The sequence below is a fragment of the Dyadobacter sp. Leaf189 genome (genome assembly GCF_001424405.1).
In the GTDB taxonomy this organism is placed as follows: Bacteria; Bacteroidota; Bacteroidia; order Cytophagales; family Spirosomataceae; genus Dyadobacter.
The window spans coordinates 37,395-62,709 of record NZ_LMPS01000008.1 but is presented as its reverse complement, the minus strand read 5'-3'; the positions used below and the strand labels follow the sequence as shown (position 1 = coordinate 62,709).

The 25,315-nt window shown below is 47.0% G+C and carries 22 protein-coding genes; 18 read left to right on the top strand and 4 right to left on the bottom strand.

Annotated features, from left to right (window positions below; translation table 11 throughout):
- Positions 1-67 precede the first annotated feature (67 nt).
- The 3 genes from ASG33_RS23355 (at position 68) to ASG33_RS23345 (ending at position 4,464) form a co-directional block, all read left to right on the top strand.
- Complete coding sequence (locus ASG33_RS23355; protein ID WP_056291301.1) at positions 68-322, top strand: hypothetical protein; 255 nt, start codon at positions 68-70, stop codon at positions 320-322.
- A 415-nt stretch (positions 323-737) separates the two neighbouring features.
- Positions 738-3,446: a PVC-type heme-binding CxxCH protein gene (locus ASG33_RS23350; protein ID WP_229238825.1), complete on the top strand. Its 2,709-nt coding sequence runs from the start codon at positions 738-740 to the stop codon at positions 3,444-3,446.
- A 91-nt stretch (positions 3,447-3,537) separates the two neighbouring features.
- A complete protein-coding gene (locus tag ASG33_RS23345) occupies positions 3,538-4,464 on the top strand; it encodes a hydroxypyruvate isomerase family protein (protein ID WP_056291299.1) in 927 nt (308 codons plus the stop codon).
- A 212-nt stretch (positions 4,465-4,676) separates the two neighbouring features.
- On the opposite strand, the gene ASG33_RS23340 is transcribed toward ASG33_RS23345, so the two are convergent.
- Complete coding sequence (locus tag ASG33_RS23340; RefSeq protein WP_056291297.1) at positions 4,677-4,988, bottom strand: isoamylase early set domain-containing protein; 312 nt, start codon at positions 4,986-4,988, stop codon at positions 4,677-4,679.
- 149 nt (positions 4,989-5,137) lie between these two features.
- The gene (locus ASG33_RS23335; protein ID WP_056291296.1) at positions 5,138-7,399 is read right to left on the bottom strand and encodes a TonB-dependent receptor; all 2,262 of its coding nucleotides are present in this window, start codon (positions 7,397-7,399) and stop codon (positions 5,138-5,140) included.
- Between the two features lie 208 nt (positions 7,400-7,607).
- Here ASG33_RS23335 and ASG33_RS23330 point away from each other — a divergent pair, with 208 nt between their 5' ends.
- The gene (locus tag ASG33_RS23330) at positions 7,608-8,018 is read left to right on the top strand and encodes a DoxX family protein (RefSeq protein ID WP_056291294.1); all 411 of its coding nucleotides are present in this window, start codon (positions 7,608-7,610) and stop codon (positions 8,016-8,018) included.
- Positions 8,019-8,076: 58 nt separating this feature from the next.
- Here the strand turns inward: ASG33_RS23330 and ASG33_RS23325 are convergent, their stop codons facing one another.
- On the bottom strand, positions 8,077-9,048 hold the full coding sequence (locus ASG33_RS23325) for an aldo/keto reductase (RefSeq protein WP_056291292.1): 972 nt from the start codon (positions 9,046-9,048) through the stop codon (positions 8,077-8,079).
- A gap of 153 nt (positions 9,049-9,201) precedes the next feature.
- On the opposite strand from ASG33_RS23325, the gene ASG33_RS23320 reads away from it, so the two are divergent.
- The 6 genes from ASG33_RS23320 (at position 9,202) to ASG33_RS23295 (ending at position 14,797) form a co-directional block, all read left to right on the top strand.
- Positions 9,202-9,966 (top strand): M23 family metallopeptidase, encoded by a 765-nt coding sequence (locus ASG33_RS23320; protein ID WP_056291699.1) that lies wholly within the window; start codon positions 9,202-9,204, stop codon positions 9,964-9,966.
- 67 nt (positions 9,967-10,033) lie between these two features.
- On the top strand, positions 10,034-11,320 hold the full coding sequence (locus ASG33_RS23315) for an aminotransferase class V-fold PLP-dependent enzyme (protein ID WP_056291290.1): 1,287 nt from the start codon (positions 10,034-10,036) through the stop codon (positions 11,318-11,320).
- Positions 11,321-11,518: 198 nt separating this feature from the next.
- Positions 11,519-12,136, top strand: coding sequence for a hypothetical protein (locus tag ASG33_RS23310; RefSeq protein WP_056291288.1), 618 nt, complete (start codon positions 11,519-11,521; stop codon positions 12,134-12,136).
- Between the two features lie 10 nt (positions 12,137-12,146).
- Positions 12,147-13,319 (top strand): glutathionylspermidine synthase family protein, encoded by a 1,173-nt coding sequence (locus ASG33_RS23305; protein WP_056291286.1) that lies wholly within the window; start codon positions 12,147-12,149, stop codon positions 13,317-13,319.
- 244 nt (positions 13,320-13,563) lie between these two features.
- Positions 13,564-13,896 (top strand): hypothetical protein, encoded by a 333-nt coding sequence (locus ASG33_RS23300; protein WP_056291284.1) that lies wholly within the window; start codon positions 13,564-13,566, stop codon positions 13,894-13,896.
- Positions 13,897-14,053: 157 nt separating this feature from the next.
- The gene (locus ASG33_RS23295) at positions 14,054-14,797 is read left to right on the top strand and encodes an SDR family NAD(P)-dependent oxidoreductase (RefSeq protein ID WP_056291696.1); all 744 of its coding nucleotides are present in this window, start codon (positions 14,054-14,056) and stop codon (positions 14,795-14,797) included.
- On the opposite strand, the gene ASG33_RS23290 is transcribed toward ASG33_RS23295, so the two are convergent.
- Positions 14,791-15,141: a cupin domain-containing protein gene (locus tag ASG33_RS23290; protein WP_056291283.1), complete on the bottom strand. Its 351-nt coding sequence runs from the start codon at positions 15,139-15,141 to the stop codon at positions 14,791-14,793. The two genes, ASG33_RS23295 and ASG33_RS23290, sit on opposite strands and share 7 nt — an antisense overlap.
- 271 nt (positions 15,142-15,412) lie before the next feature.
- On the opposite strand from ASG33_RS23290, the gene ASG33_RS23285 reads away from it, so the two are divergent.
- The 8 genes from ASG33_RS23285 (at position 15,413) to ASG33_RS23250 (ending at position 25,288) form a co-directional block, all read left to right on the top strand.
- Complete coding sequence (locus ASG33_RS23285; protein WP_056291281.1) at positions 15,413-15,823, top strand: hypothetical protein; 411 nt, start codon at positions 15,413-15,415, stop codon at positions 15,821-15,823.
- Between the two features lie 120 nt (positions 15,824-15,943).
- Complete coding sequence (locus ASG33_RS23280; protein ID WP_056291280.1) at positions 15,944-18,346, top strand: TonB-dependent receptor; 2,403 nt, start codon at positions 15,944-15,946, stop codon at positions 18,344-18,346.
- 3 nt (positions 18,347-18,349) lie between these two features.
- Entirely contained in the window at positions 18,350-19,315 is a 966-nt protein-coding gene (locus ASG33_RS23275) for a DUF4249 domain-containing protein (RefSeq protein ID WP_056291278.1), read from the top strand.
- Between the two features lie 90 nt (positions 19,316-19,405).
- Positions 19,406-19,993 (top strand): hypothetical protein, encoded by a 588-nt coding sequence (locus ASG33_RS23270; RefSeq protein WP_229238824.1) that lies wholly within the window; start codon positions 19,406-19,408, stop codon positions 19,991-19,993.
- Positions 19,994-20,125: 132 nt separating this feature from the next.
- Complete coding sequence (locus ASG33_RS23265) at positions 20,126-20,680, top strand: carboxymuconolactone decarboxylase family protein (protein WP_056291276.1); 555 nt, start codon at positions 20,126-20,128, stop codon at positions 20,678-20,680.
- Between the two features lie 13 nt (positions 20,681-20,693).
- Positions 20,694-21,269, top strand: coding sequence for a carboxymuconolactone decarboxylase family protein (locus ASG33_RS23260; RefSeq protein ID WP_056291274.1), 576 nt, complete (start codon positions 20,694-20,696; stop codon positions 21,267-21,269).
- 18 nt (positions 21,270-21,287) lie between these two features.
- Positions 21,288-24,059 (top strand): TonB-dependent receptor, encoded by a 2,772-nt coding sequence (locus tag ASG33_RS23255; RefSeq protein WP_056291271.1) that lies wholly within the window; start codon positions 21,288-21,290, stop codon positions 24,057-24,059.
- 11 nt (positions 24,060-24,070) lie between these two features.
- A complete protein-coding gene (locus ASG33_RS23250; RefSeq protein ID WP_056291270.1) occupies positions 24,071-25,288 on the top strand; it encodes an MFS transporter in 1,218 nt (405 codons plus the stop codon).
- Positions 25,289-25,315: the final 27 nt, after the last annotated feature.

Sequence of the window (25,315 nt, the reverse complement as noted above, 5' to 3'; positions counted from 1 at the left end):
ATATATTGCTGAGTTGAAACTTACCTGGTAAGCGCATGAACTTGAAAAAGTTTAGTAAATTCAGATTATGAACACGGTAAGAGTTGAAATTGAAGACGATAAGGATATTCCTCAACTGGAAAAGTTGTTGACTGAGCTTGGCTACAAATTCTATTTTGAATTTGAACCGGAAGAATCAGCTATTATCCCTGAAGCAGCGCTTTTCGGGATAGCTGAGGGGCTGAAAGACAGAAATGAGGGAAAGGTGTTTGATAACTTTCAGGCTCGTCAGCGTATCGACCGGAAAATATCCGAAATGCAACAAAAGGCCGGAGGGCAGTGACAGCAATACACTGGACCAATCGTGCCATTGTTGACTATGAGGTTTTAACTGAATATCTCTTTGAAACTTGGAGCGAAGGAATTGCTTTAAGAGTTCTATCTGAGATTGACCATCAGATTGAGAGAGTTCGACAAAGTCCACTTCAATTCCCGGTTGTTGAGCCCAAAACGCAGATCAGGCGCTGCGTAGCATCTCCACAAACTTCTATTTTCTTCGTGATTGAGCCTGAGAGTATACTGTTATTATCGATTTTCGACAATAGGTTGGACCCTCAAAAGCGGCCGGGGTAAGTTGTGCTTTTCTCCTCTGTAACCTTATTTTACTTCTTGTATCTTTTCAAAACTTCTCTTCCTTATTCAGGAAACATCAGGTATTTTTAAATGTTTTTTGAGAGTTTGAATCATCCGAGGCCGTTTTGAAACCATTCCATTCTTTTAAGTCTGCATTCCTTTTTACCGTAGTTACATTCCTCCTTCCTGCTTACGGGTTTTGTCAAGTTGCCGATTCAACAGCTGTTGACTCTGTGGCTGTTATCAGTCCCGACAGCGCTTATGCATTGCTCTCTGAACCGGAAAAGCGGTTTTCCAGGAATGCAGTGGCAGGCCTGAAAGTGGCCGACGGACTCGAAGCATCCCTTTTTTCATCTGAACCGAACATTATCAATCCGATCAATATCGATGTGGATCACCGGGGCAGGGTATGGGTTTGCGAAGCCTACAATTACCGGCCGGCAGTCAACGGTAAGTCTGAGCTCGGAATGGGCGACAGGATCATGATTTTGGAGGACAAAGACGGTGACGGGAAAGCCGATGTTACCAAAGTTTTTTACCAGGGACCGGAGATCAACGCGCCGCTTGGTATTTGGGTAATGGGCAATAAGGCGATCGTTTCGCAAAGTCCGTACGTCTGGCTTTTTACAGATACCAACGGCGACGATAAAGCAGATACCAAAGAGGTTTTGTTCAAAGGGATCGGCGGTACCCAGAGTGACGCAGGTGTGCACGCATTTGTTTTCGGGCCGGATGGGAAATTTTACTTCAATTTCGGAAATGCAGGCAGGCAGCTCGTTGATGGTCAGGACAGGCCGCTGCTGGACAAATATGAAAGACCCATTGATTTTCGTCAATTCAAACAAGGGGTGGTTTTTCGCTGTGAACAGGATTTTACCAAAGTGGAGATCATGGCGGAGAACTTCCGCAACGGTTTTGAAGTAGCAGTGGATAGTTACGGGACTATGTGGCAGTCGGACCAGGAAGAGCCTGGCAACGGTGGCGACAGGGTTTCATACGTAATGGAAAACGGAAACTTCGGATATATAGATGAAATGACGGGCGCAAGCTGGCGGCTCAACCGCACGAACCTTGAAGACGAAGTGCCGCGCCGTCACTGGCACCAGAATGATCCGGGCGTAATACCCAATCTGCTGGAAACGGGTTCGGGCTTTCCGATGGGTATGACCATCTACGAAGGAGAGTTGTTGCCAAGGCGCTACTGGGACCAGATCCTGCTCGCCGATGCCGGCCAGCGTTATGTAAGTGCATTTCCGGTAGAGAATGACGGGGCAGGGTATAAGTCGAAAGGAATTGATCCGATCGTGGAAGGTACCCGCGATAAATGGTTCAGGCCGACTGACGTTTGTGTTGCACCTGACGGTTCACTGATCATTTCTGACTGGTATGATCCCGTTATCGGTTCAAATAAAATGAAAGACAAAAGTCGCGGGCGGATTTTCAGGATAGCGCCAAAAGGTACACCGTATAAAATACCCGTTTTTGATCTGAGTAAACCAGAAGAAGCAGTGAAGGCGCTTCAAAGTCCTAACCTGTCGATGCGGTACCTCGCCTGGAACGCTTGTGTAAAGCACGGCTGGGCTGCGGAGCCTTATCTGGAAGAATTATTTAATCAATACAATGCAAATCCAAAGCTGCGCGCACGTGCATTGTGGGTCTTGAACCGGATCGAAGGTTTTAATTACAGAAGTCTGGATATCGGGTTCCGCCATTTGAACCCGAATATCAGAATAACCGCATTGCGTGCAGTAAGACAGCGGAACAGTGATCCAACCGAGTATATCAAGCGACTTACTTCCGATCCTGATCCCCAGGTAAGAAGAGAATGCGCGCTCGCGATCAACCATAACCATACATATGAAGCTTTGGATGTATGGTTGCAGCTGGCAAAACAGTATAAAGGAAATGACCGGTGGACTGTTGAAGCTTTAAGTATTGGTGCATTCGATCAATGGGAGCGAATTTTTCCGGCCTGGCTTGAAAGACAAAAAGGTAAACCAACTGCGACCGATGCAGGAAAAGATATTGTCTGGCTGGCCCGCACGCGCCAGGCTATTCCGTACCTGACCGAGGCGGCTGCGGACACTTCTGTTGATTTTAAAAGCCGGTTAAGGTATTTCCGTGCATTCGACTTTTTCCGGGCGGGTTATGAAAAGTCGCAGGCGCTGCTTAATGTACTGTCTGTGCCTTCCAGCGACCGCATTGAGGTAAGCAAGCTTGCATTACTGCATTTGGATAAATCTTTCGTGACCAACTCCCAGCAAGGATTGACTGCGCTCAACAAGCTGCTCGACGAAACTTATGGTACCGAGCACTACATTGATTTGATGACGAGGTATGCGCTTGAATCGGAAAATGACAGACTGCTGAAAATGGCTATCGAAAAATCAGACGACGTGCTGGGAAGAGATGCCGGTGCATTGCTGCTTGAACAAGCGGGTATCAGCTATGTGAATGATAAGCTGGCCGCTTTGAACGATGCCAAAAAGATCGCACTACTTGCTTCTTTCCAAACGGTAGGCAGCAGCGAATCCGTTTACCTGCTGCGTTCTATGGCGGTTAATACGAACGAATCGGCGCAGGTGAGGGAGAATGCAGCCAAATTCCTGGGTGCGAGCTGGCCGGGTGAAGAGGCGGTTGTCAAGCTGCTGAACGAAGACAGGCTCGCCGGAGGTGTAAAAGAAGCTGCTTTGGATGGCGTACGAAATGCATTCAGGGAAGAAATAAAGGCACAGCTTGCTCCCTATTTCCCTAAGCCGAAAGTAGAAGAGGCTGAGGTAGCACCTGCCAAGCCAGCTTCAAGGAAAGAGCGCCGTCGACGTCGCAGATCTTAGTCTAAAAACGCTTTTTAAAATAATAGAGGCAGTTTTGAGGTAAATTGTCTTTTGCAATTTCTTTACATCCTAAACATAACTAACGAAAAATATGCTTCGTAGAAATTTTGTAAAATCTACATTAGGTCTCGCGGGAGCCGCAGTTGCAGCTGAAACTGCATTTGCCGGTCAAACTGCTCCCACTGCCAAAAACCAGTTCAAACTTAAATACGCACCGCATTTTGGAATGTTCCAGAACAAAGCTGGAAAAGATGTGATTGATCAGCTGAAATTCATGGCTGATAATGGATTTATGGCGCTGGAAGATAATGGTATGATGGGCAGACCAGTGCAGGAGCAAGAGAAAATCGCGAAGGAAATGACGCGCCTCGGTATGCAAATGGGCGTTTTTGTGGTTGACAAAGGCGGTAATGGAGCTAACACGCTGGCAGCAGGAAAGCAGGAGTATATCGATATTTTCCTGAACGGATGCAAAAAAGCGGTCGAAGTTGCCAAACGTGTGAACGCAAAATGGATGACCGTAGTACCTGGCGATTTCGAAAGAAACCTGCCGATCGGGGTGCAAACAGGAAATGTGATAGATGCATTGCGCCGTGGCGCGGAGATACTCGAACCGCACGGTCTGGTAATGGTTTTGGAACCACTTAGCGATAGCCCGAACCTGTTCCTTCGTACTTCAGAGCAGACTTACGAGATCTGCCGCGGTGTTAACAGTAAATCCTGCAAGATACTTTACGATATCTACCACATGCAGAAAAACGAAGGCCGCCTGATTTACAACATCGATAAAACTTGGAGTGAGATCGATTATTTCCAGATCGGCGATGAGCCAGGCAGAAAAGAGCCGACTACGGGCGAGATCAACTACAAAAACATTTTCAAATACATCTACGACCGCAGCAAGAAGGAAAATAAATCTTTCATCATGGGAATGGAACACGGTAACTCCAAAGCCGGCGCAGAAGGCGAAGACGCACTGATTAAGGCGTATGTGGAGAGTGATGCGTTTGTGGTTTAGGGGGATTTCGGTGGTCGGCTGAGAGCTGTTAGCTGCTGGTACAGGCTTAAATAATTTGTCACCCTGAGCGCAGTCGAAGGGCATGTGCGGGAAGTTCTCGCACGTGCCCTTCGACTGCGCTCAGGGTGACAAAGGTAAATGACATAAAAAGGAACCTGGAAGTGATCTACTACTTCCGGGTTCCTTTTTATTGGCGACAGCCGACAGCCAAATTAGCTGCAAACAACTACTGAATTCTCCGACGCTTCGTCTACACCAGCTGGGACGTATTTATCTGCTTCCCAGTCATTTTCCCACTTCTCGTCATCAAGAATATAGCGGAACTGATGTTCGCCTGCACCTAGTTCAAGGCTCGTTTTGAATGATCCGTCTTTTTGCTTTTTAAGTACAAGTGCCTCTGGATTCCACTCATTAAACTCTCCAACAAGGGCAACTTTTTTCGCTTCGGCAGCAGCCTCAGCAGGAACTGTAAATGTTACTTTGTAAACAGATTTACTCTTTACAAACTGTTTCGTTAATGCCATAATTAAGTAGTGTTAAATAATTAATGAGACAAATATACAATCAATCTATATTCAAATCAATGAATATCAATACTGTATATGTTTTTACTCTTTGAAAAATCATAAACATGCCACTTCTTTCCATTTCCTGACGCGACCATTCAGGTGTTTCAATGCAATGTATAACGCATTCCAAGGAAGACCCTGCGCCCCTGATTCGGAGCGTAAACGTAAGAGGGATCAAAGGTAAGTCCATACGGATTTTCAGGTGTGGCAATCACTTGGCCCCGGTCGTTAAACTGTACTTTCTTGTCAAATGGATCATTGGATCGGGCAATGGAATTCGCAGGTGGCGTGAAGTTTAGCAGATTTTTGACACCTCCGTAAATTTCTATGCCATTGTCAAACTTCTTGGTGGCCTGGATATTTTGCAGAGACCACACCGGCGATCTCCGCGCCCGCGGGTCCATCTCGCTTAATACAGGCAAACGCATTGGTCCATACATGTTTCCGGTATAGTCGAACGAAATTCCCGCCTTCTGGATCTCGTAACTGACCGACCACACAGCCGTAAATTTTTCTGTTAAAACGGGACGGAATTTTGATCCGTTTTCAACCTGGTAATTGTCCATTAAAGTCCCACCCGCGATTATTTTCAGCGGGAACGAAAAGTTGAAGTCCAGGTTCAGGCTGATACCTTTTGACACGGCATACCCGTCCAGATTGTCGTAAATAATCTGGTTCGGATCGGTATCGTAGTCGGGTAAAATGCGGTTGGTGAAATGCGTGTAAAACAGCGACGCGTCAAGTCCGACAAATGAATTTCCCGTCACGATCTTTTTAACGAGGTTAAGATTGGCATTCCAACTCTGCTCCGGATTCAGTGCCTCTTTAACAATCACCTGCCGCGAGCCAGTCAATGCAGCATGATCTTCGGTAAATAAATTGACAATCCGGAAGCCCCGGCCCACATTGAGCCGGACCACGTCCGTCTGGTTAAACTTGAATTTGTAAGCTGCGCGCGGTGTGAAAATGCTTCCGTGGCGACTATTATAATCATACCGCGCTCCCAGCAGCAATGCATGGGCGCCCGCTTTGATTTCATCCTGGATAAAGAAACCCGGCAGGTAAATCTTGTCAGCGTGGTCCTGACCATCCAGGTACCTGGTTGCAGTGGTGTTATCATTATAAAAAGTGTATCGGAAAGGAGAGCCGATCAACAAATTATGCTTGCCGATTTCCTTATCCCAAAGCAGCTGCGCAAATGCGATTTTCTGATCGGCAAGAAAAGGTACATTCCCGTAAACCGAGTTCTGGTGATGCGAGCTGAATGAATATTGAAGTGTGATTTTCTCCTGTGTCGGAAGCTGATAATTGCCAAGTAACTCAAACCGGGAAGTATAAATGCTTTCGCCATATACCTCGTCGCCGCCGCGGTAGGACTTGTTCCAGTTCATCTGTCCACCCCAGCGGTCTTCATAGTAGTACCGCGCGGCAACATTGGCTTGTTTGTTGTTTTTGAGGTTAAAAGACCATTTGTTAAAAACCGAAATCCTGTTTTGCAGGGTAAGATCAGTAAATCCATCGCCATTATTGTCCAGCGGATTTTGATAATTGAAATAATTGAGCCCCAAAATCGCATTCACATTCTGAGCGGGGGAAAGTTTTACACCGAGGTCCAGATTGTAATCCAGCCAGCTGGTACTGAATGCATCTGCCGAAAATACAGGCGCTTTCGAAGGATTTTTCGTGATGATATTGATCAGCCCGCCTACTGCTTCCGAACCGTAAAGTGTTGACGCCGGACCCTTTACAATCTCAACCCTGTCAATCAGGCTGTTGGGGATACCGGACAGGCCGTATACCGTAGAAAGTCCGCTTACCATGGGCATACCGTCGATCAGTACCATTGTGTATGGACCTTCGAGCCCGTTCATGTGGATATCGCCGGTGTTGCACACGTTGCAGTTCAGTTGCGGACGTACGCCGTTTACATAGCTAAGTCCCTCAAAAATGCTTGGTACCGGGTTTTTGTAAATGAATTTGGCCGTAATAATATCCACTGGTACCGGACTATCCAGTTTGGAAACTTCCTTCATCGTGCCGCTTATTACAACTTCATCGAGCGAATTTGCACCGGATTTCAGCACAAAGTTCTTCACCAGGTCACGCTCGATCCGGACATTCTTCTCAACGACCGTCGACATTGAAATGTAGCTTACCCGAATGGAATATACGCCGGAAGGAATGTTGGGAATGCGAAAATTTCCGAGTGTATCGGCAGTAGTACCCGTTTTTAGCTGGTCAATGTAAACCGAAGCACCAAAGGCGGTTTCCTGCCCGTTTTCGAGTGAAATGTTTCCGCTCAATGTATTCTGCGCCCGGGCCGATACACTAAGTACAATGAAAATCAATAGTATGCGTAGCTTCATAAAGTATTCAAAATATTTATTTAACTATCCCTGATCTTAAATTTAGGTAAATCTAAAATTATTACTTGGCATATAAAAATTTGCTAACCAGGCTTCACGAAATTTTTTTAGAAACTAAGTAGTGCCTTTATTCCGTTATTTGGTTCCAAAAAGATATTGACAGCCGCAAAGGATAGCGGCTGTCCGTCATTCACTCAAAAAATTACTTATGCTGAAAAAATTTTTGAAACCCATTAAGCTGCCCGCATCTGCGGATTTCGGAGTATTGATCCTGCGCGTGGGTATCTCCTGTTTGATGTTGACGCACGGTTATGCCAAACTTTCGGGTTTTCTGGGCGGAGATCATTCTTTTGCCGACCCGATCGGGATAGGAGAGGAGCTGTCTTACATCCTGACCATTTTTGCGGAATTCGTATGTTCCATTCTAGTTATTCTGGGGCTGTTTACAAGAGCTGCATTGGTCCCGCTCATTTTTACGATGATAGTAGTTGTTTTCATCGTCCACGGTGCCGATCCTTTCGACAAGAAAGAACACGCAGTCTCCTTTTTGATCACTTACCTTACCCTGTTCTTCACAGGTCCGGGCAAATATTCGATTGACAGCAAATTGTATCGTTAATCCATTTGAATGCACATAAAAAAAACCGCCCTGATATCCGGGTCGGTTTTTTTATGTGCTATTGAGACCACTCTGTTGGCTTCCGGTCCCAGCGATGAATCTTCATTTTTTGGGCTACCTCTGGTGAAAGCAGGTTTCCGTCACTCACAGCTACATTAGAGCGCACGTGCGGCAGCTTCCGCATTCCCGGGATCGTCGTATGTACGTCCGGGTTGTTGAGGATAAATCGCAATGCAAGCTCAGGCATGCTCATTCCTTCCGGTATATCCGCTTTCAAAGCTTCTGCGTGTTCAACACTTGAATGGAGATTTTCGGGCACAAAGTAGGTAGCGCGCCAATCGTCGGCCGGGAATACAGTATCTTTTGTCAAAGTGCCTGTCAATGTACCCTCATCAAAAGGAACCCGCGCGATCACGGCAATATCCAGCTCGCGACAAAGCGGGAAAAGATTGTCTTCCGGTGCCTGGTCAAAGATATTGTAGATTACCTGCACTGCGTCGATCAGGCCGGTTTTCAAGGTTTCCAATGCATTATCCGGCTCCCAGCGGTTGATACTGATTCCCCAGTTTGCCACTTTCCCTTGCTGCGTAAGCTTTTGAACTGCTTCTTTCCATTCATCTTCCTGCGCCCAGGCATCTTCCCAGACGTGGAATTGCAGCAGGTCAATCTGCTCGGTACCGAGGTTTTGCAGGCTTTTTTCGGTATATTCAATAATGTAGTCGGCGGGAAAAACGTCGGCTAGCCTGAACTCAGGCCGGGAAGGCCACTGGCGGTTTTTAGGCGGAATTTTGGTGGCAGCATACAGCTTGCGACCTGCATTCCTTTTGATAAGCTCACCTAATATCCGCTCGCTCAAACCTTCGCCGTAGCCCCAGGCGGTATCAAAAAAGTTAACGCCCGATTCTACTGCCAGTTCAAGGGAATCATCAGTTTCCTTGCGGTCAGAGCCGGTCCAGCCTGCGAGGCCCCACATGCCGTAACCTATCTCACTCACCTGCCAGTTCGTGCGTCCAAAACGACGGTATTGCATTTGATTTCAGTTTTAGTGTTCCGGGTTTAAAGAAAAGCATAAATCCTTTTTAATGTAAATAGAAATACATTTGTAAGATATAATTTGTAAAAACAGGCAACTACCCAGTTGGCACAGGCAGCGGGGAAAGAATTCATGACAAAATTATTTTTGATGACAATAAAAAGAGCAGCGGGCTTGCTGTTGATCATCAGTGTTTCAGCTTTTATCAAAAAAAGTGAGTCTTCCGAAGACCTGGCAGCGTATTGCGCAGCATTTAACCAGATCCAGCTCGATATCAGGGACGGCGCCATTTCACCTGATTCGGCAAGAAAAGCATTTTCCGAAGTAATGGTCAATATCAGAAAGGCTGTGAAGCCGGATACCTGCCGGGGGATAGATTCCGCATATTTCGTTTATCCTGTCAAAGGATATTCCCCACGTGAGTCCATTGGTTCAAGAGGAAGAGGCTACCGGCCAAATGGATTTGATCTTTTCGACCGCGAAGTCGCAGGCAGTCACCCCGCACACGATTTGTTCGTGCGCGACAAGGACCAGGATAATCTCGATGACCGCACCTGGAAACCCATTGATATACTTTCATTTACCTCGGGCATTGTGCTGGCCACCGAAACGGGCTGGAAGTACGATAGTGAGCTGCGTGGCGGCAACTGGGTCTGGATCTATGATCCCTGCCTGGACGGACTCTTCTATTATGCCCACAATAATATCGTCGAAGTACAGCCCGGACAAAGCGTGAAGGCAGGCGACAAAATAGCCGAAATGGGCAGGAGCGGCTACAATGCATACAAACAAAGATCGCCTACGCACGTGCATTTGATGTACCTGCAATTGGATAGTATGGGTATGCCGGAGCCTTACAATACTTATGAATGGATGCTGCAATCTACCGTGAAGAGTGACCCGGAAATGGATTGATTGGGATTGCTGCATTTTATTAATAAATTGTAGCTGACTCAATTACTATTCCCCCTAAGCCACTTTTATGAACAATCGCCGGTCCTTTTTTAAAAAGAGCGCAGCCCTCGGTATGGGCGCTTTTGGTGTCGACAGCCTTTTCAACGAGATCCACGCCGAGCAGTTTAGCAATGCAGAACGGTTCTGGAAACCCGACAGCAACGATAACGAAGATTACTGGTCGGTGATCCAGGATGCTTATACTGCCAGTAAAAGCGAAATCATCATTCTGAACAATGGCGGCGTGTCGCCTTCTCCGATCGCGGTGCAGGAAGCTTTGGAAAAATACAACAAAGCGGCAGCGCAAGGCCCCTCTTACTACATGTGGCGCATTATGGATAAAGGCCGGGAGCCGCTGCGCCAGCGGCTTGCAGGGCTGGCAGGTTGTAATCCTGAAGAGATTGCGATCAACAGAAATGCGACGGAGGCACTGAATACCATCATCTTCGGATTGCCGCTCGAAAAGGGGGATGAGATTATCGGGACCATTCAGGACTATCCGAATATGATCCAGGCCTGGAAGCAGCGGCAAATGCGCGACGGGTTGGTTTACAAGCAACTATCTTTCGATTTTCCCATTGAAAATGACGATCAAATCGTAAAAGCATTCGCGGATGCGATTACCCCTAAAACCAAAATTATTCACGTTACCCACATTATTAACTGGGTCGGGCAGATTATGCCGGTGAAGAAGATCTGCCAGATGGCGCATGCAAAAGGCATTGAAGTGGTAGTGGACGGTGCACATACTTTCGGACTGCTCGACTATAAAATCCCTGATCTCGACTGCGATTACTTTGGTACAAGCCTGCATAAATTTTTGAGTGCGCCCGTCGGCAGCGGAATGATGTGGATCAAGAAGGATAAGATTGAAAAAATTTGGCCGCTGCTTTGCAACAGCCAGCCCAAAAGCGGCGATATCCGGAAATTTGAAACGCTGGGTACCAGAAGTTTTCCCATTGAACAGGCAATTGGCGAAGCGATCAATTTTCAGGAAGGAATTGGTTCAAAACGCAAGCAGGAGCGGGTGCATTATCTCAAAAAATACTGGGCAGAAAAGGCAGCACAGATCCCGGGTGTCAAAATCCATACTTCACTTAAACCCGAATTTTCATGTGCGATTGCCGGTGTGAGCGTCGACGGAATGAAGCCCGAAGAAGTTGACAGCAAGCTGATAAAAGATCACAAGATCCACACAGTGGGCATCAATTGGGAAAATATCCATTGTGTTCGGGTTACCCCCCACGTTTATACCAAATTAAGTGACCTGGACAGGCTGGTAGGCGCATTGGAAAAAATCGCCAAGAAGGCATAGTTCTTTACGTACAAACATGAGTGAGGCACGATCTGGTCACAGGTTGTGCCTTTGTTTTTAACAATAACAAACAGAACCGCTCGTAAAGTAATAGGGGATTTACACACACTCAATCACGCCACTCGCAAGATAATGCACACCGCGGGAGCAGTAAAAGCGTATTTTTAAGAATTGTCAGTAAAGAAACCAAAGGGTAATATGACACAAATCAAAAAAGGCTCTTTCATCAAGCATGTGAAAGATATCAGTATCGGCAGCGCGCTCGCTATCGCATTGCTGTCGGGAATGACATTGGGCAGCTGCTCTTCCAACCGGGATGACGAGGAGGCTTACAGCTATGAAGAGACAAGTTACACCAAAGGTATCCGGTCGCATATCAAGGAAGTAAAGCCCGGTGAGTTCAAGATAACCGATGAGGAAAACGTGGCACCCGACAGCTCAGGCGCGATCGTAACTTACCTTGACGGACATACGGATAAACTGAGCCCCGAAGCAGCGAAGGCACTTATCGATGAGGAAATCCGTACGAATCAGTCTTCCGTGGGGCATCATAGCGGGTTATCTTCCATGCTGCTTTATGGCGGAATGGGTTACCTGCTCGGTCGCAACTCCAGCAATGGGTATATGAACAATTACCGCGATGCAGGCGGGTCAGCGGCGCGGGGATTTTACAGCAATCCGTCTACCTATGACAAATCCCAGAGTACATTCAGGCAGGTCGACGCCTCACGCACCACGCGGACGGTAAGTTCGAGGCCGAGCAGCGGCAGAAAAGGATTTTTTGGAAGATCGTCGTCAGGCAGAAGCGGCGGGTGAAAATTTGATTATGGTTGAGATAAGAACATTGGTGGACGGACCCGAGCGGGCGTTCCAAAAAGCAGGCTGGGATTGGATGTTGGGTACCGACACAGTTCCTTATGTGGTGAATGCGGTAGCGGTAGTCAGTGAAGAGCAGGCTGCGCAGTACTATGCGGCGGCCAATACTTTATACGAAATGTTTGTGGAAGCCGGGCAGTACGTGATCGACAATCATTTATTCAAGGATCTCGGCATTCCTGAAAACCTGATCGAGCTGATCAAACTTTCGTGGGAGGATGAGCGGAACATTCACTTATACGGTCGGTTTGATCTTGCCGGCGGATTCGGGAACGATCAGGTGAAACTGATTGAATTCAATGCAGATACCGCAACCTGCATTCCGGAAACTGCGGTGGTACAATGGGCACATTTAAGAATGAACGGGCTTGACGAGGCACAGCAGTTCAATACTTTATATGAAAGCCTGGCAGATCAGTTCAGGTACCTTAAAGAAGTGAACCCTGACCTGACTCCTTCTATACTTTTTTCGACCATGCGGGATTATCCCGAGGACGAAACAAACGTGGCAGTACTTGCTGCCGCCGCACAGGAAGCAGGATTTGATACCGAATTTGCGTATATCGATGATGTTGAATTTTCAAATGGCGAGGGAATCTTTTTTCAGGATCCTACAACCGGCAATTTCATACGATTCGATTTTTGGTTTAAGCTGGTGCCCTGGGAGTACATTGGTTTCGATGAGCCCGAGCTGGCGACCATGCTGACTGAAATTGTCAGGAACCGGAAAGCAGTGGTACTGAACCCGGCGTATACATTGCTTTTTCAGTCCAAGTACATTTTGAAGGTGTTATGGGACCTGTATCCGTACCATCCTCATCTGTTGCAGACCGAACGCTATGCGATCCCGCACAAGCAGTCGGTAAGCAAGGTGTTGTTCGGCAGAGAGGGAGCGAATGTATCGATACTGGAAAAAGGCGGTGACGTGATAGAAACTGCGGCAGGCGAGTACGGCGAGCAGAAGAAAATCTACCAGGAGTATTTTCCATTCCCGACGGACGAGGAAGGAAAGAGTTACCAGGCGGGTGTTTTTCATGTGGGGGAAGCGTGCGGACTGGGCTTGCGGCGCGGTGGAAAAATCCTCGATAATACAGCGCAGTTTATAGGTCACATTGTTGAGTAAAAAATATTTTAGCGGCTGTCAGTCAATTTGTTGTGTATGTTTTTTAACCAAAACTTCCTGAAAATTTGCCGCTGGCTAACATATTCTACCGTTGGCTAAACTTTTTGATGGAAAACAGCATCGTGTGGTAATGTTTGTATTAAATATAATTCACTGGCTGGTACGGATATTTTGATAAAATATTTGGGTTTTTACGTCGCCGCCAGAACATTCAACCATTCCGAAATTCTTAAACGCAACCGTTATGATACACGAGAAGATTTTTTACCTTAAAAGTGGCAGAGAAGTTAAAGTAGTAGTGAAAGGGTACTTCCTTAATGACAATCCGCAATTCAACACTGAATACGAAGTTTTAATCAAAGAACCCAAAGAGAAGTTCTTTCGCACACCCATCGGAACAAATCATCCTCAGTACTGGAAAATGAAGCGTTCCACAGCCCAACAGGCAAAAATGCTGCTCCTGGAATATAGCGGTATCTCGCAACGGCAGGTGAATCAGGCGGTTTCAGAATTCAACAAAGTAGTGAGCTTCCCTTCTGCACAGATCGGATTGCAATACGAAAGCGAGCTGGTTTAATTAAGGAAAGTCGCATTTCATATATACCCCACCGGATCCAAAAACAGGAGCCGGTTTTTTTGTGCCAAATCTGGATTATACCAATAGGGGCGGGATAGTAAAAAAAGTGTTATTTGCACTTATAAAAGGTCTCCTAAAATTCAACATTACCCTCAACATGCTTCATTTCAAGTCACAAGTAGCTGTTATTACAGGCGCGGCCTCCGGTTTGGGGCTGGTAATTGCGCACAAACTCTTAAATGAGGGTGCCAATGTAGGGCTACTGGATATGAATGAAAGTGGACTTTTAGAACATTTTGTCGGAAATCAGGAGCAAGAGGAAGTAGTAGGAGTGGATGTGACCGACGAAATGCAGGTGCAGCAGGCCGTGGAGAAAGTAATAGCCCGTTTTGGAAAAATAGATATCCTGATTAACTGTGTCGGGATCACAGGGATAACCCAGGTGAAAAGTCACGAAGTGAGCAGCGAGAACCTGAGGAAAGTGATGGATGTGAATTTTATGAGCGCATTCTATACCTCAAAGGCGGTGTTACCCTATATGCTGGCCAGCAATTACGGCCGGATACTGCATGTTGCTTCCATTGCCGGGAAGGAAGGGAATGCAGGAATGCTGGCCTATTCTGCATCAAAAGCGGCAATAATCGGTATGACGAAAGTGCAGGGGAAAGAGTATGCCGAAACGGGTATTACGGTAAATGCACTGGCGCCGGCGGTAATTCAAACGCCCCTTGTAGCCGCGATGCCGGAGGCGCAGGTGCGGTATATGACAGATAAAATCCCGATGAAACGGTGCGGCACACTGGAAGAAGCTGCAAACATGGCTGCATTCATTGTTTCTCCTGAAAACAGTTTCACCACCGGCTTTACTTTCGATCTTTCAGGCGGACGTGCTACTTACTGATCCTGCTCCGTTTTTCTTTCCAGTTCAATAAAATCCTGGCGGGCAGGAGTGAAGCAGTCGATAACCTTGCATTGCGTATGTGCGACTGCGGAGTGGGGCGCATTCGAGGGAATGTAGGCCGTCATGCCGCTTTTCAGCAGTTTCTTTTCTCCGAGTATCTCAAATTCAAGTTCACCTTCGAGCACGTGGCACCACTGTTCGTGAAAATGGCTGTGCTCAGGCAGTACAGTCCCGCTGTCAATCGTGAAATGACCAAACGTTTGCTGTTCCGAGTGCGCCAGCGTCCCATAAATCCCATCCCATAATTTGACTACTCTTTTTGTGTTGAAATCGACGAAAGGCATGATTGTGAGCTGGATAGTTTCATTAAAGGTCACATAATGTACAGAACTTCACCTGATCGGGTAATTAGTTCAGCAGTGTAAATGTCAACAAAAATGGGTGATTTACCGATCGTTTGACGCGACCAACCTTTAAAAAATTGAGTCTGCAAATAGGTGAGCAAAGGCATAGGAATGTATGATAGAGCACCAAATCAAATCTGTTTTTTTAAGCTGTACTAGCAGAGAGAAATAGAAATGGTGGTTTTCTATTGTTCAACAAAACTAAAATGAAATGAAAGCAAAAAAGTTAATGCTCGCACTATCCGCTTCGATTTTGCTGGTTGCCGGCTGTAAAGACAATGAAATAGATGCTGAGGACTCACAGTACATCACGATGACTTCACCGATGAAAAATCAGGAGGTACAGGATAGTGACAGCATCCGCGTGGATGCGACTATCAAGCCAAATTCAGGAGCAGTCGCGAGCTACCAAGTTTATTTGCTTGATAAAAAGGGCAAGAGAATGCACGAGACAAAAATAATGTGCGGCTGTGCAGACAAGGGCAACGTTGCCATCGACCTAGCATTTATGTATGATGTTAAAAAGACAAGTGATATGTACATACAGGTACAGGCCGAGCTTGAAGACGGAACACGCATCCACGAAGAAATGCCATTCAGGCTGGTAGACACCAAGAAATAGAGAAATTTTCATACTCAATAAAGCACAGCCAATCTTCAATTGCCTGCCGGACAGCGCATGCACATAGGGTATGTGTTGACCGGCAAAAGCAACACTTTTTCATCAAACACACTCTCAATTATGAAGATACATACTGTTGTATGCTTGTTTTTCATTTCTCACTATGCACTTGCGCAGGAACGTATAACAATCAGCGGTTTTGTTAAAGAGCAGGGAAGTGAAGAATTGCTGACCGGAGTGAATGTTTATATACCCGGAACTTCGGCGAATGCAGTTACTAATAACTATGGTTTTTATTCACTGACTGTACCACCAACTGATTCCGTGACCATTTCCTATTCACTTGTTGGTTATGAAAAAACCGACCGCCGCATTCAGGCTGATCGGAATATGGAGGTTAACGTTTTTCTTTCCTCGGCCCGGCAGCTGGAAGAAGTAGTTATTTCGGCGAGGAAGCAGGAAGATTATGTCAGCAGGTCTGCACGGATGAGCTCGGTGGGAATTCCAATTGACCAGATCAAGAAAATGCCTGCGCTGTTTGGAGAAAAAGATGTTTTGAAGGGGCTCCAACTCATGCCAGGCGTTCAAAAAGGTACCGAGGGTCAAACAGGCTTGTACGTCCGTGGCGGCGGGCCGGATCAAAACCTGATCATACTTGACGACGCGGTTGTTTACAATGCAAGTCACCTGTTCGGCTTCTTTTCCGTATTCAATAGTGATGCGATTAAGAATGTCGAATTAACCAAGGGAGGTTTTCCCGCGCGCTATGGCGGCCGGTTGTCTTCCGTAGTCGAGATGAATATGAAAGAGGGCAGTAAGGACAAGCTGCACGGAGAAGGAGGAATAGGATTGATTGCATCGCGGGTCACATTGGAGGCGCCTTTGGCCAAAGGCAAATCGTCTTACATTATCTCTGCAAGAAGAACTTATATCGATATTCTGGCTGCTCCGGTGATCAAACATTTGAATAAAAAATCTGAGAACACCTTTCAGCCGGGTTACTACTTCTATGACCTGAATGCAAAGATCAATTATGATCTTGGGCCAAAAGACAAGGTTTACCTGAGCGGATACCTCGGGCGTGACAACTTCTTCGTCAAAGAAAAACTGCCGGACTTTCAAATGCGGGCAGATATGTCCTGGGGCAATGCGACAGCGACAATGCGCTGGAACCATATTCTGAATAGAAAACTGTTTGCGAATACATCGCTCATCTTCACCGATTTCTATTTTAATACAAGCAGCAATTTCAAGGAGTATACGGGACAAGAGCGGACGCTGAGCGAGTCAGGTGTTGCTTACAGCTCGCGCATCAGGGATTTAAGTTTCAAAACCGATTTCGATTACTATCCTGTCGCTGCCCACGCAATTAAATTCGGCTTGCAAGGTACCTTTCACAAGTCGATACCCTCAGCAATGAACGTGCAGGGGGCATTTGGCGACGAGCCGATTGCTCCGAAAAAAGAGCAGGTACATTCACTGGAAGGTGGTGCGTATATTGAAGATACCTGGCAGGCATTTGATGCTTTAAAGATGAATGCGGGTTTTCGTCTCAGCTACTTTCGGGCGCGTGAAAAGGATTATATCCGCCCCGAACCCCGCTTTTCAGCAGCTTTGAGGCTCGCGCCGGATTTTTCAGCGAAAGTGTCCTACGCCAGAATGAACCAGTATGTTCACCTTTTATCGAATACGGGGTTGGGATTGCCGACAGATCTTTGGGTAACAAGTACCGACCGCATTAAACCGCAACAATCCAGTCAGTTTGCATTCGGCTTTGCGAAGGATCTTGAAAAGCCAGCGCTCACATTTACGCTCGAAGGATTTTACAAGAATATGAATGACATTCTTGGATATAAAGAGGGAGCAACATTTATCGGAATCACTGGTGAGAATGCAACGGATGTCAAGTGGGAAGACAATGTGACATCTGGAAGCGGCTGGTCTTACGGCGCGGAATTCCTGGCGCAGAAAAAGAGCGGACGCTTTTCAGGCTGGGTAGGGTACACATTGTCATGGATTTACTGGAAGTTTCCCGAGCTGAATAATGGAAAGGTATTTCATCCGCGCTACGACCGGCGCCATGATTTATCCATTGTGGGCATTTACGAGCTGAGCAAACGGGTTACCTTATCTGCAACCTGGGTATATGGAACCGGCAATGCGCTCAGTGTGCCAGCATCTACATATAATGCGATGGAAATGAGTTTTTTCAGTCGGTATAACCCTTCCGAAACGGTGCTTAACCGCAACATAGACGGAATGAACATTTCGCAGTTCGACAGCAAAAATGATTTTCGGGCAGAAGCCTTTCACAGGCTTGACTTCTCTGTTCAGTTTCACAAGAAAAAAAGACGGTACGAACGAACCTGGGAGGTTAGCGTGTATAATGCATATAATCATAAAAATCCCTTTTTCTATGATTTAGCGCAAAATGTCACGCCTGCGGGAGTAACAGAGCGCAGCCTGAAAAAGTATTCCCTCTTTCCGGTCCTTCCTTCCGTAAGCTACAACTTCAAATTTTAGGCCATGAAAAATCTGAAATTATATCTCTGCCCGCTCTTGTTGGCTGCTGGGTGGCTATTGACAGCCTGTGAATCTTTTGTGAACGATATTCAGGATGCAAAGCTTCCAAAAAGTGAATCAAGGCTGGTAATCAGCTCTGTAATTGCTCCCCATTTATCTCATATCAATGTCATAGTTACGGAGTCTGTCCCTTTATTTTCTAAATCCGGAGCAACGGGAAAAAGGCTGGAAAATGCGGTTGTCAGGATTACCAACGGTGTGAAGGAAGCAACCATCCCTTATAATGCGGAAAACAACCTTTATAGTTTAGAGCAATCAAAGTTTCCCATTGAACCTGGGAAAACATATACATTGTTAGTTTCAGATGGGAAAAGAAGCGTGACGGCACAATGCACAGTGCCTGCCAAGGCGCCGCAAATAGCATCCTATGTTTTTGATACATTGGTCTTTGAAGAAGAGACTTACAAAGACACAGCCATCACATTGAGAATGACCTGGCGCGACATTCCCGGCGATACGAATCAGTATCGGGTTGATGCAGTAATGGACATCGAATATAGTGTTCTGATCAAAGAAGCCTCAGGAAAATTTACTGAAAAGCGGGTAGCTTATCCGTTTCAATTTAATTGGGAATGGCAGCAAGGTAAAAATGCGCTCCAAACTGATAAATACCAGGACGGAGCACTTTTTACATCACCGATTGGAAAATTAGATTTGCCAGAAGTCCGTGAGCGAGAGCAGGACGGTAAGAAGATAACATTCTACCCCAAAACCAAAATCAGCAATGTGGTTTTGGAGGTAATGAATGTAGATCAGCATTATTACAAATATCAACGATCATTGGAAGCAAGGAACAATGCAGACAACCCGTTTGCCGAACCTGCCACGGTATATACCAATGTAAAAGGTGGATTCGGCTTCTTTGCGGCATATAATTCTGCTCAAATCAAGCTGAGTAAGTATCAGTAAAGGGTTCATTGAAGATTCCTCACGCATTTGCATTAGAAATTTTGAAAAAATCCTCTGGTATATATAAATACTTCCAGAGGATTTTTAACTTTGCTAAGTTCAATCTTTCTTCCTATTCAAACATTGCGCGGGATTTTATCCATAATGCTGCTCGGGCTTTTGCTCTATAATATGGTGGGCTATTCGATAGTCTACCTGTTGGAAGAGCGGCATGAGATCAGTGCAGTGAATACGGATCTGATTCAGCAGTCGGCCAGCTCGGCGGATATTGTCATCAAAGTGCCTGTGGCTGTTCCTTATCAGACCAACTGGGAAACGCCGGAAGCTGTGGAAGGACAGATCCGGCATGAAGGCAGGTTTTACCAGATGAAAAGCCAGCAGCTGCTAAACGATACCATGTACGTGCATTGTGAGCTGGACCAAACCGCTCGTGACAGGTTTACCGATTTGGTTTCCAAGATCAATGATCAGGTTACCGGCCAACAGTCTGACAATGCCAAAGATCAGCATTCCAGCATTCTCAAAAATTTCCTTAAAGAATACATGGGCCAGGGTAGAAAGCACGTCTTTTATGTGCTGGAATGGACTCCCTCCCATTTGATTATTCCTTCATCAACACCTGCCTTTACATCCGACAGGCACTCTTCCATTCCCGCGCCGCCACCCGATCGCGCATAGTAAATCCATTTATCCCATTCCGAAGATCTGAGCCAAGATTTTGCACAAACGACCGCGTTTATGCACGATTGTTGATGTTGCGATCTGCCGGAAGGGACAAGTAACTATTTACTATAACCGATTCATCCGAAAATGGCACATATTACCCTGCCCGACGAATCACTTCCGGGCATTGTCGGACTTTTCAATTTCAGGCCGGAAACGGCAGCACCTTTGCAGCTATTAGCCGAAACTTTACTCAGGAGCAGCTCTTCACTGACCAGTGGCGAAAGAGAGCTGATCGCAGCTTACGTTTCACATCTTAACAATTGTCATTTCTGCCACACTTCCCACGCCGCTGCCGCCATGGCGCACCTGGAATGTGACCTGGCTTTGGTTGACGATATCAAAAATGATTTCAGACAAATCGAAGTATCTCCCAAACTGCGCGCTTTGCTCCGTATCGCTGCCAAAGTGCAGCAAAGCGGAAAAGAAGTGCGGGACGAAGATGTAGCAAATGCAAGAGCCGAGCAGGCGACAGACCAGGAAATCCACGATACCGTGCTGATCGCCGCAGCTTTTTGCATGTTTAACCGCTATGTCGACGGACTGGGTACCTGGGCACCTCAGGAAAACGAAGCCTACCGCGAAATGGGTCAACGTATGGCCCACACAGGTTACGTCAGGTTCCCGGTTCTTCAAGACTAAAAGCACTCTCAAAATGCCACATATACCACTGCCTGACCACTTGCCAGGCATTACCGGCTTGCTGGAATACAGCAAGGAAACGGCGCACCCGATCCGGTTACTGACCCAGTTTCTGCTTCGCGGAGAGAACAGTCTGAGCGAAGGCGAGCGTGAGTTGATCGCGACCATCGTGTCGCACAATAACGAATGTAAATTCTGCACGGCGGCACACACCGCCGCTGCGGATATTTTACTGGGCGAGAACGAAACCTGTGAAATGGTGAAACAGGATATTGATACTGCGCCGGTAAGTGAAAAGATGAAGGCGCTCCTGAAAATCGCCCGGCTGGTTCAGGTCAGCGGAAAGGCGGTGACGCCGGAAACGGTAACCTATGCACGCAATGCAGGCGCTACCGACTTGGAGATCCACGATACCGTACTGATTGCCGCCCTGTTTTGCCTGTACAACCGCTATGTGGACGGAACGGCGACTGTCGCTCCCACTGATCCTCAATTTTATCTTGGCCTTGGTCAGCGACTTAAAGACCATGGCTACAACAGATTGCCAAATGGTTACGATCATTTGAAAAAACAAAATCAACCTTCCTGACTATTTAAATAGACGTGTATGAAAAAACATTTACGCTTCGTAATGCTCCTGTTCTGCATTGCCGCTTCACAAATCGCAGTCGCGCAATCAGCTAAAATCAGGGGGCAAATTATTGACAATGAATCCCAAAAGCCGCTTTCCGGAGTGTCGGTTTCGGTGAAAGGAAAAAATACGGGTGCAGTCACCAACTCCGAAGGTTCATTTGAGCTGAATACTTCATTGCCTGCAACGCTGGTGATTTCACTGGTAGGCTATGCCCGCCAGGAAGTGGAAGCGGTTTCTGACCAGAACCTGAAAGTTAATCTGGCGCCCGCCATTGAAGAGTTGAGCCAGGTGGTTGTGACTGCGTCGCGGGTGGAAGAGAGTATCCTGCGGTCGCCGGTCAGTATTGAGAAAATGGATTCGCGCGCCATTCAGCAGACACCGTCGGCTAACTTTTACGACGGTCTGATCAATATGAAATCGCTGGATATGGTAACGAGCAGCCTTACTTACAAGCAGATCAACACCCGGGGATTCAACACAACAGGCAACAGCCGGTTCTTGCAGCTGGTCGACGGTGTGGACAACCAGCCTTCCGGACTTGGTTTTGCAATGGGCAATTTGTTTGGCCCTCACGACATTGATGTGGAAAGTGCAGAGTTAATTCCCGGCGCCGCATCTGCCTTGTACGGTCCGATCGCGTTCAATGGAATGCTGAACACACGTACCAAAAACCCGTTTGAATACCAGGGGCTCAGTGCACAGACCAAATTCGGAGTAAACCATATTGACGACGGCACCGGGCTGGGCGCCAAGCCGATGTACGATCTGGCAATCCGTTATGCCAAGGCGTTTAACAACAGGTTTGCCTTCAAAGTCAATGCATCTTACCTGAAAGGGACTGACTGGTATGCCAACGATTACACGGACATTGATCCTAATACTCCGGAAGCAAACCGAGGCCCGAATAACCCTGGAAAGAACCAGCTGAATATTTACGGGGATGAAGTGGCCCAGACACTTCCGAACATTGGGCGGGTATCGCGTACCGGCTATGAGGAGAAAGACCTCGCTACCTACGGGGTATACAGCCTCAAACTGAATGCGGCACTGCATTATCGCATCACCGACAAGCTGGAAGCCATTTATCAGGGAAATTTTAACCAGGGAACTGCGCAGTATACAGGCAGTAACCGTTTCGTTATCAATGATTTTAAATTTATCCAACACAAACTCGAACTCCGCGGAAGTAATTTTTACGTGAGAGCTTACACCAACCAGGAGCTTTCGACCAACTCATACAATACCCGCGCACTCGGCCAGCATATCAACCGCACCTGGGTTAAGGACCTGACGGGAGCAACCGTATCGCCGGATAAAGCCGACGCAGCCTGGTTTGAAAGGTATGCGGCAGCTTATAATGGAGCACTTGGGGGCATTGTTTCAAAAGATCACAATGCAGCCCGCACCTTTGCCGATCAGGGGCGTATTTTGCCGGGCAGCTCAGAATTTGATAGCGCGAAAGATGCATTGATCAAAACCAGAGGCTTGGCAGGCGCTGGTATCCTCAGCGAATGCAGCCTGCGCCACGTTGAGGGAATGTACGATTTCAGCTCTGCATTGAAGATCTTCAATTTGCAGGTTGGAGGAAATTACAGAAAGTACTTCCTGAAAACTGGTGGGACGCTTTTTGACGATAAAGATAAGAACCTGACGAATGAAGAATATGGCGTTTTTGCACAAGCTTCCAAATCGTTGTGGAAAGATCATTTGAAAATTACATTGTCAGGCCGGTATGACAAGAACGAGAACTTCGACGGTCGCTTTACGCCCCGTGCGTCCGCCGTTTTTTCCCCAACAGAAAATCACCATTTCCGCGCCTCATACCAGACCGGATTTCGAAACCCAACCGTCAGTGATCAGTTCATCAAGCTGAATGTCGGGCCGATCATCATTTTAGGTGGCGCGCCGGTCAATTCGCAGGGGCTCAACGCTTATGAGAATTCAGTTACCATTGCTTCATTCTCAGCGTTTGCAAATGCATTTGGTGCAGATATGCAGAAGGGTACGCCATTTCCTCAGGCAGTTGCGAACAACAAGGATAAGCTGGTAAAATCCGATGTGCCTTACATTAAATCTGAAAAAGTAAAAAGCTATGAGATTGGCTATAAAGGTTTGTTAAGCAAGAAGTTGTTGTTTGATGTCAACTATTATTACAGCCAGTATACCGATTTTATGATCAACACCGTGGTAGCTCGGGCAAAGTCGGATATCCTGCTGCCGGATGGATCGGTAAACCCTGCCGCGGCGGCCGAATTGCTGGGTGCCGACAGGCAGCTTTTTCAATTGTACACCAATGCGGCTGACCAGGTTTCCATCCAGGGTGTAAGTGCCGGACTTACTTATTCTCTGCCCCGGAACTTCAGGCTGAGCGGCAATGCAACCTGGATCGACTTCAATATCGGAGACGCCGACGCCAACAATATTCCCGCATTTAACACACCCGAATGGAAGTCGAATGTAGTTTTTGGCAACCCAAAACTGACCGATAAACTGGGCTTTAATATAGCCTGGCACTGGCAAAGCAGCTTTGACTGGTATGGTACATTCACCGAAATGCGCCCCGGCAAAGTGCAGGCTTACAACCTGCTCGATGCCCAGATTAGCTATCGCATTCCGTCGCTGAAAACCACTGTCAAAATCGGCGGGTCGAACGTCACAAACAAGTATATCGTGCAGGCTTACGGTTCGCCGGCTGTGGGCGGGCTGTACTATGTGAGTTTGAATTTCGATCAGCTATTCAGATAACCGCAGGAGCTATGCAAACTCTCGAAATAACAGGTACTAAATCGAAAAGCGTTTCCGGAAAATGGCTTGCATTCGCATTGTGTTTTGTGAGCTATACATTCAGCGGGACAGTTTCAACACTGATGTCCGTGTTCTTGCCGGTAGCTATTCCCGAATTGAATGGCGGCCCGGTAAGTGAATCCGCAATGGGAGAGATAGGCGCTTATATCAATGCATTGTACCTGTACGGCTGGATGTGCGGCGGTTTGTTTTTTGGCGTTGTGAGTGATCGCATTGGCCGGGTGAAATCACTTACGCTGGTCACCGCGCTTTACGGAATTTTCACCTGCCTGGTTACCATTGTTCCAAACTTATATGCCCTGATCGCATTCCGTTTCTTCGCAGGGATGGGCGTAGGCGGCGTTTTGCTGATCTCCACGGTTTACATTTCCGAGATTTGGGATGACAAAACAAGGGCTGTTATGCTAGGTATCCTGGCAGTTTGTTTCCCTGTCGGCATTGTTACAACCGGAAGCCTGAACCTGATTTTCTCTGATTGGCGGAACGCATTCGGCATTGGTATCATTCCCGTGCTAACCGCAGTGATCATTTTTATATTCGCTCCTGAATCCGCCAAATGGCGTGACCTCAAAGATGCAGGGAAGAAACCGCGGCAGTTGCTCTCTGGCGAAAACCGGCGGAACCTCATCTCAGGCTCTGTCATATTCGGATCGGTGCTGATTAGCCTCTGGGGTATATTCTCCTGGCTTCCTACCTGGGTGCAAACTTTAATTCCAGCCGGAGAAAACGGACAAAAGGAACGGGGGCTGATCATGATCCTGCTCGGTGCCGGCGGCATTCTCGGTGGTGTTTTTTCGGGTGTTCTGCTCAATCGTTTTGGTAAAAAGAAAACGTTGACCGCCGTGTTCACGGGCTGCCTGATTATGTGCTGTATTCTGTTTTTGACAAATGACACTTTTTCCAACATCGTCTATCTCGAAACAGCCGTGCTTTCATTTTGCTTCGGGATTAGCCAGGGTGCATTGTCAAGCTACATTCCAGAGCTGTTTCCTGTACAGGTACGCGGCACTGCAACGGGCTTTTGTTTTAACATAGGAAGGTTTTTTACCGCGACAGCCGTGTTTTTTATTGGCTCTCTGGTGAGTGTGCTGGGTGGTTTTGGAAATGCGTTGCTCGTCTTCACATTCCCATTCGTAATTGCATTGCTTTTTACAGCGCGCAGTAAGTAACAATTTAAAAGTGAATATCATAGGTTA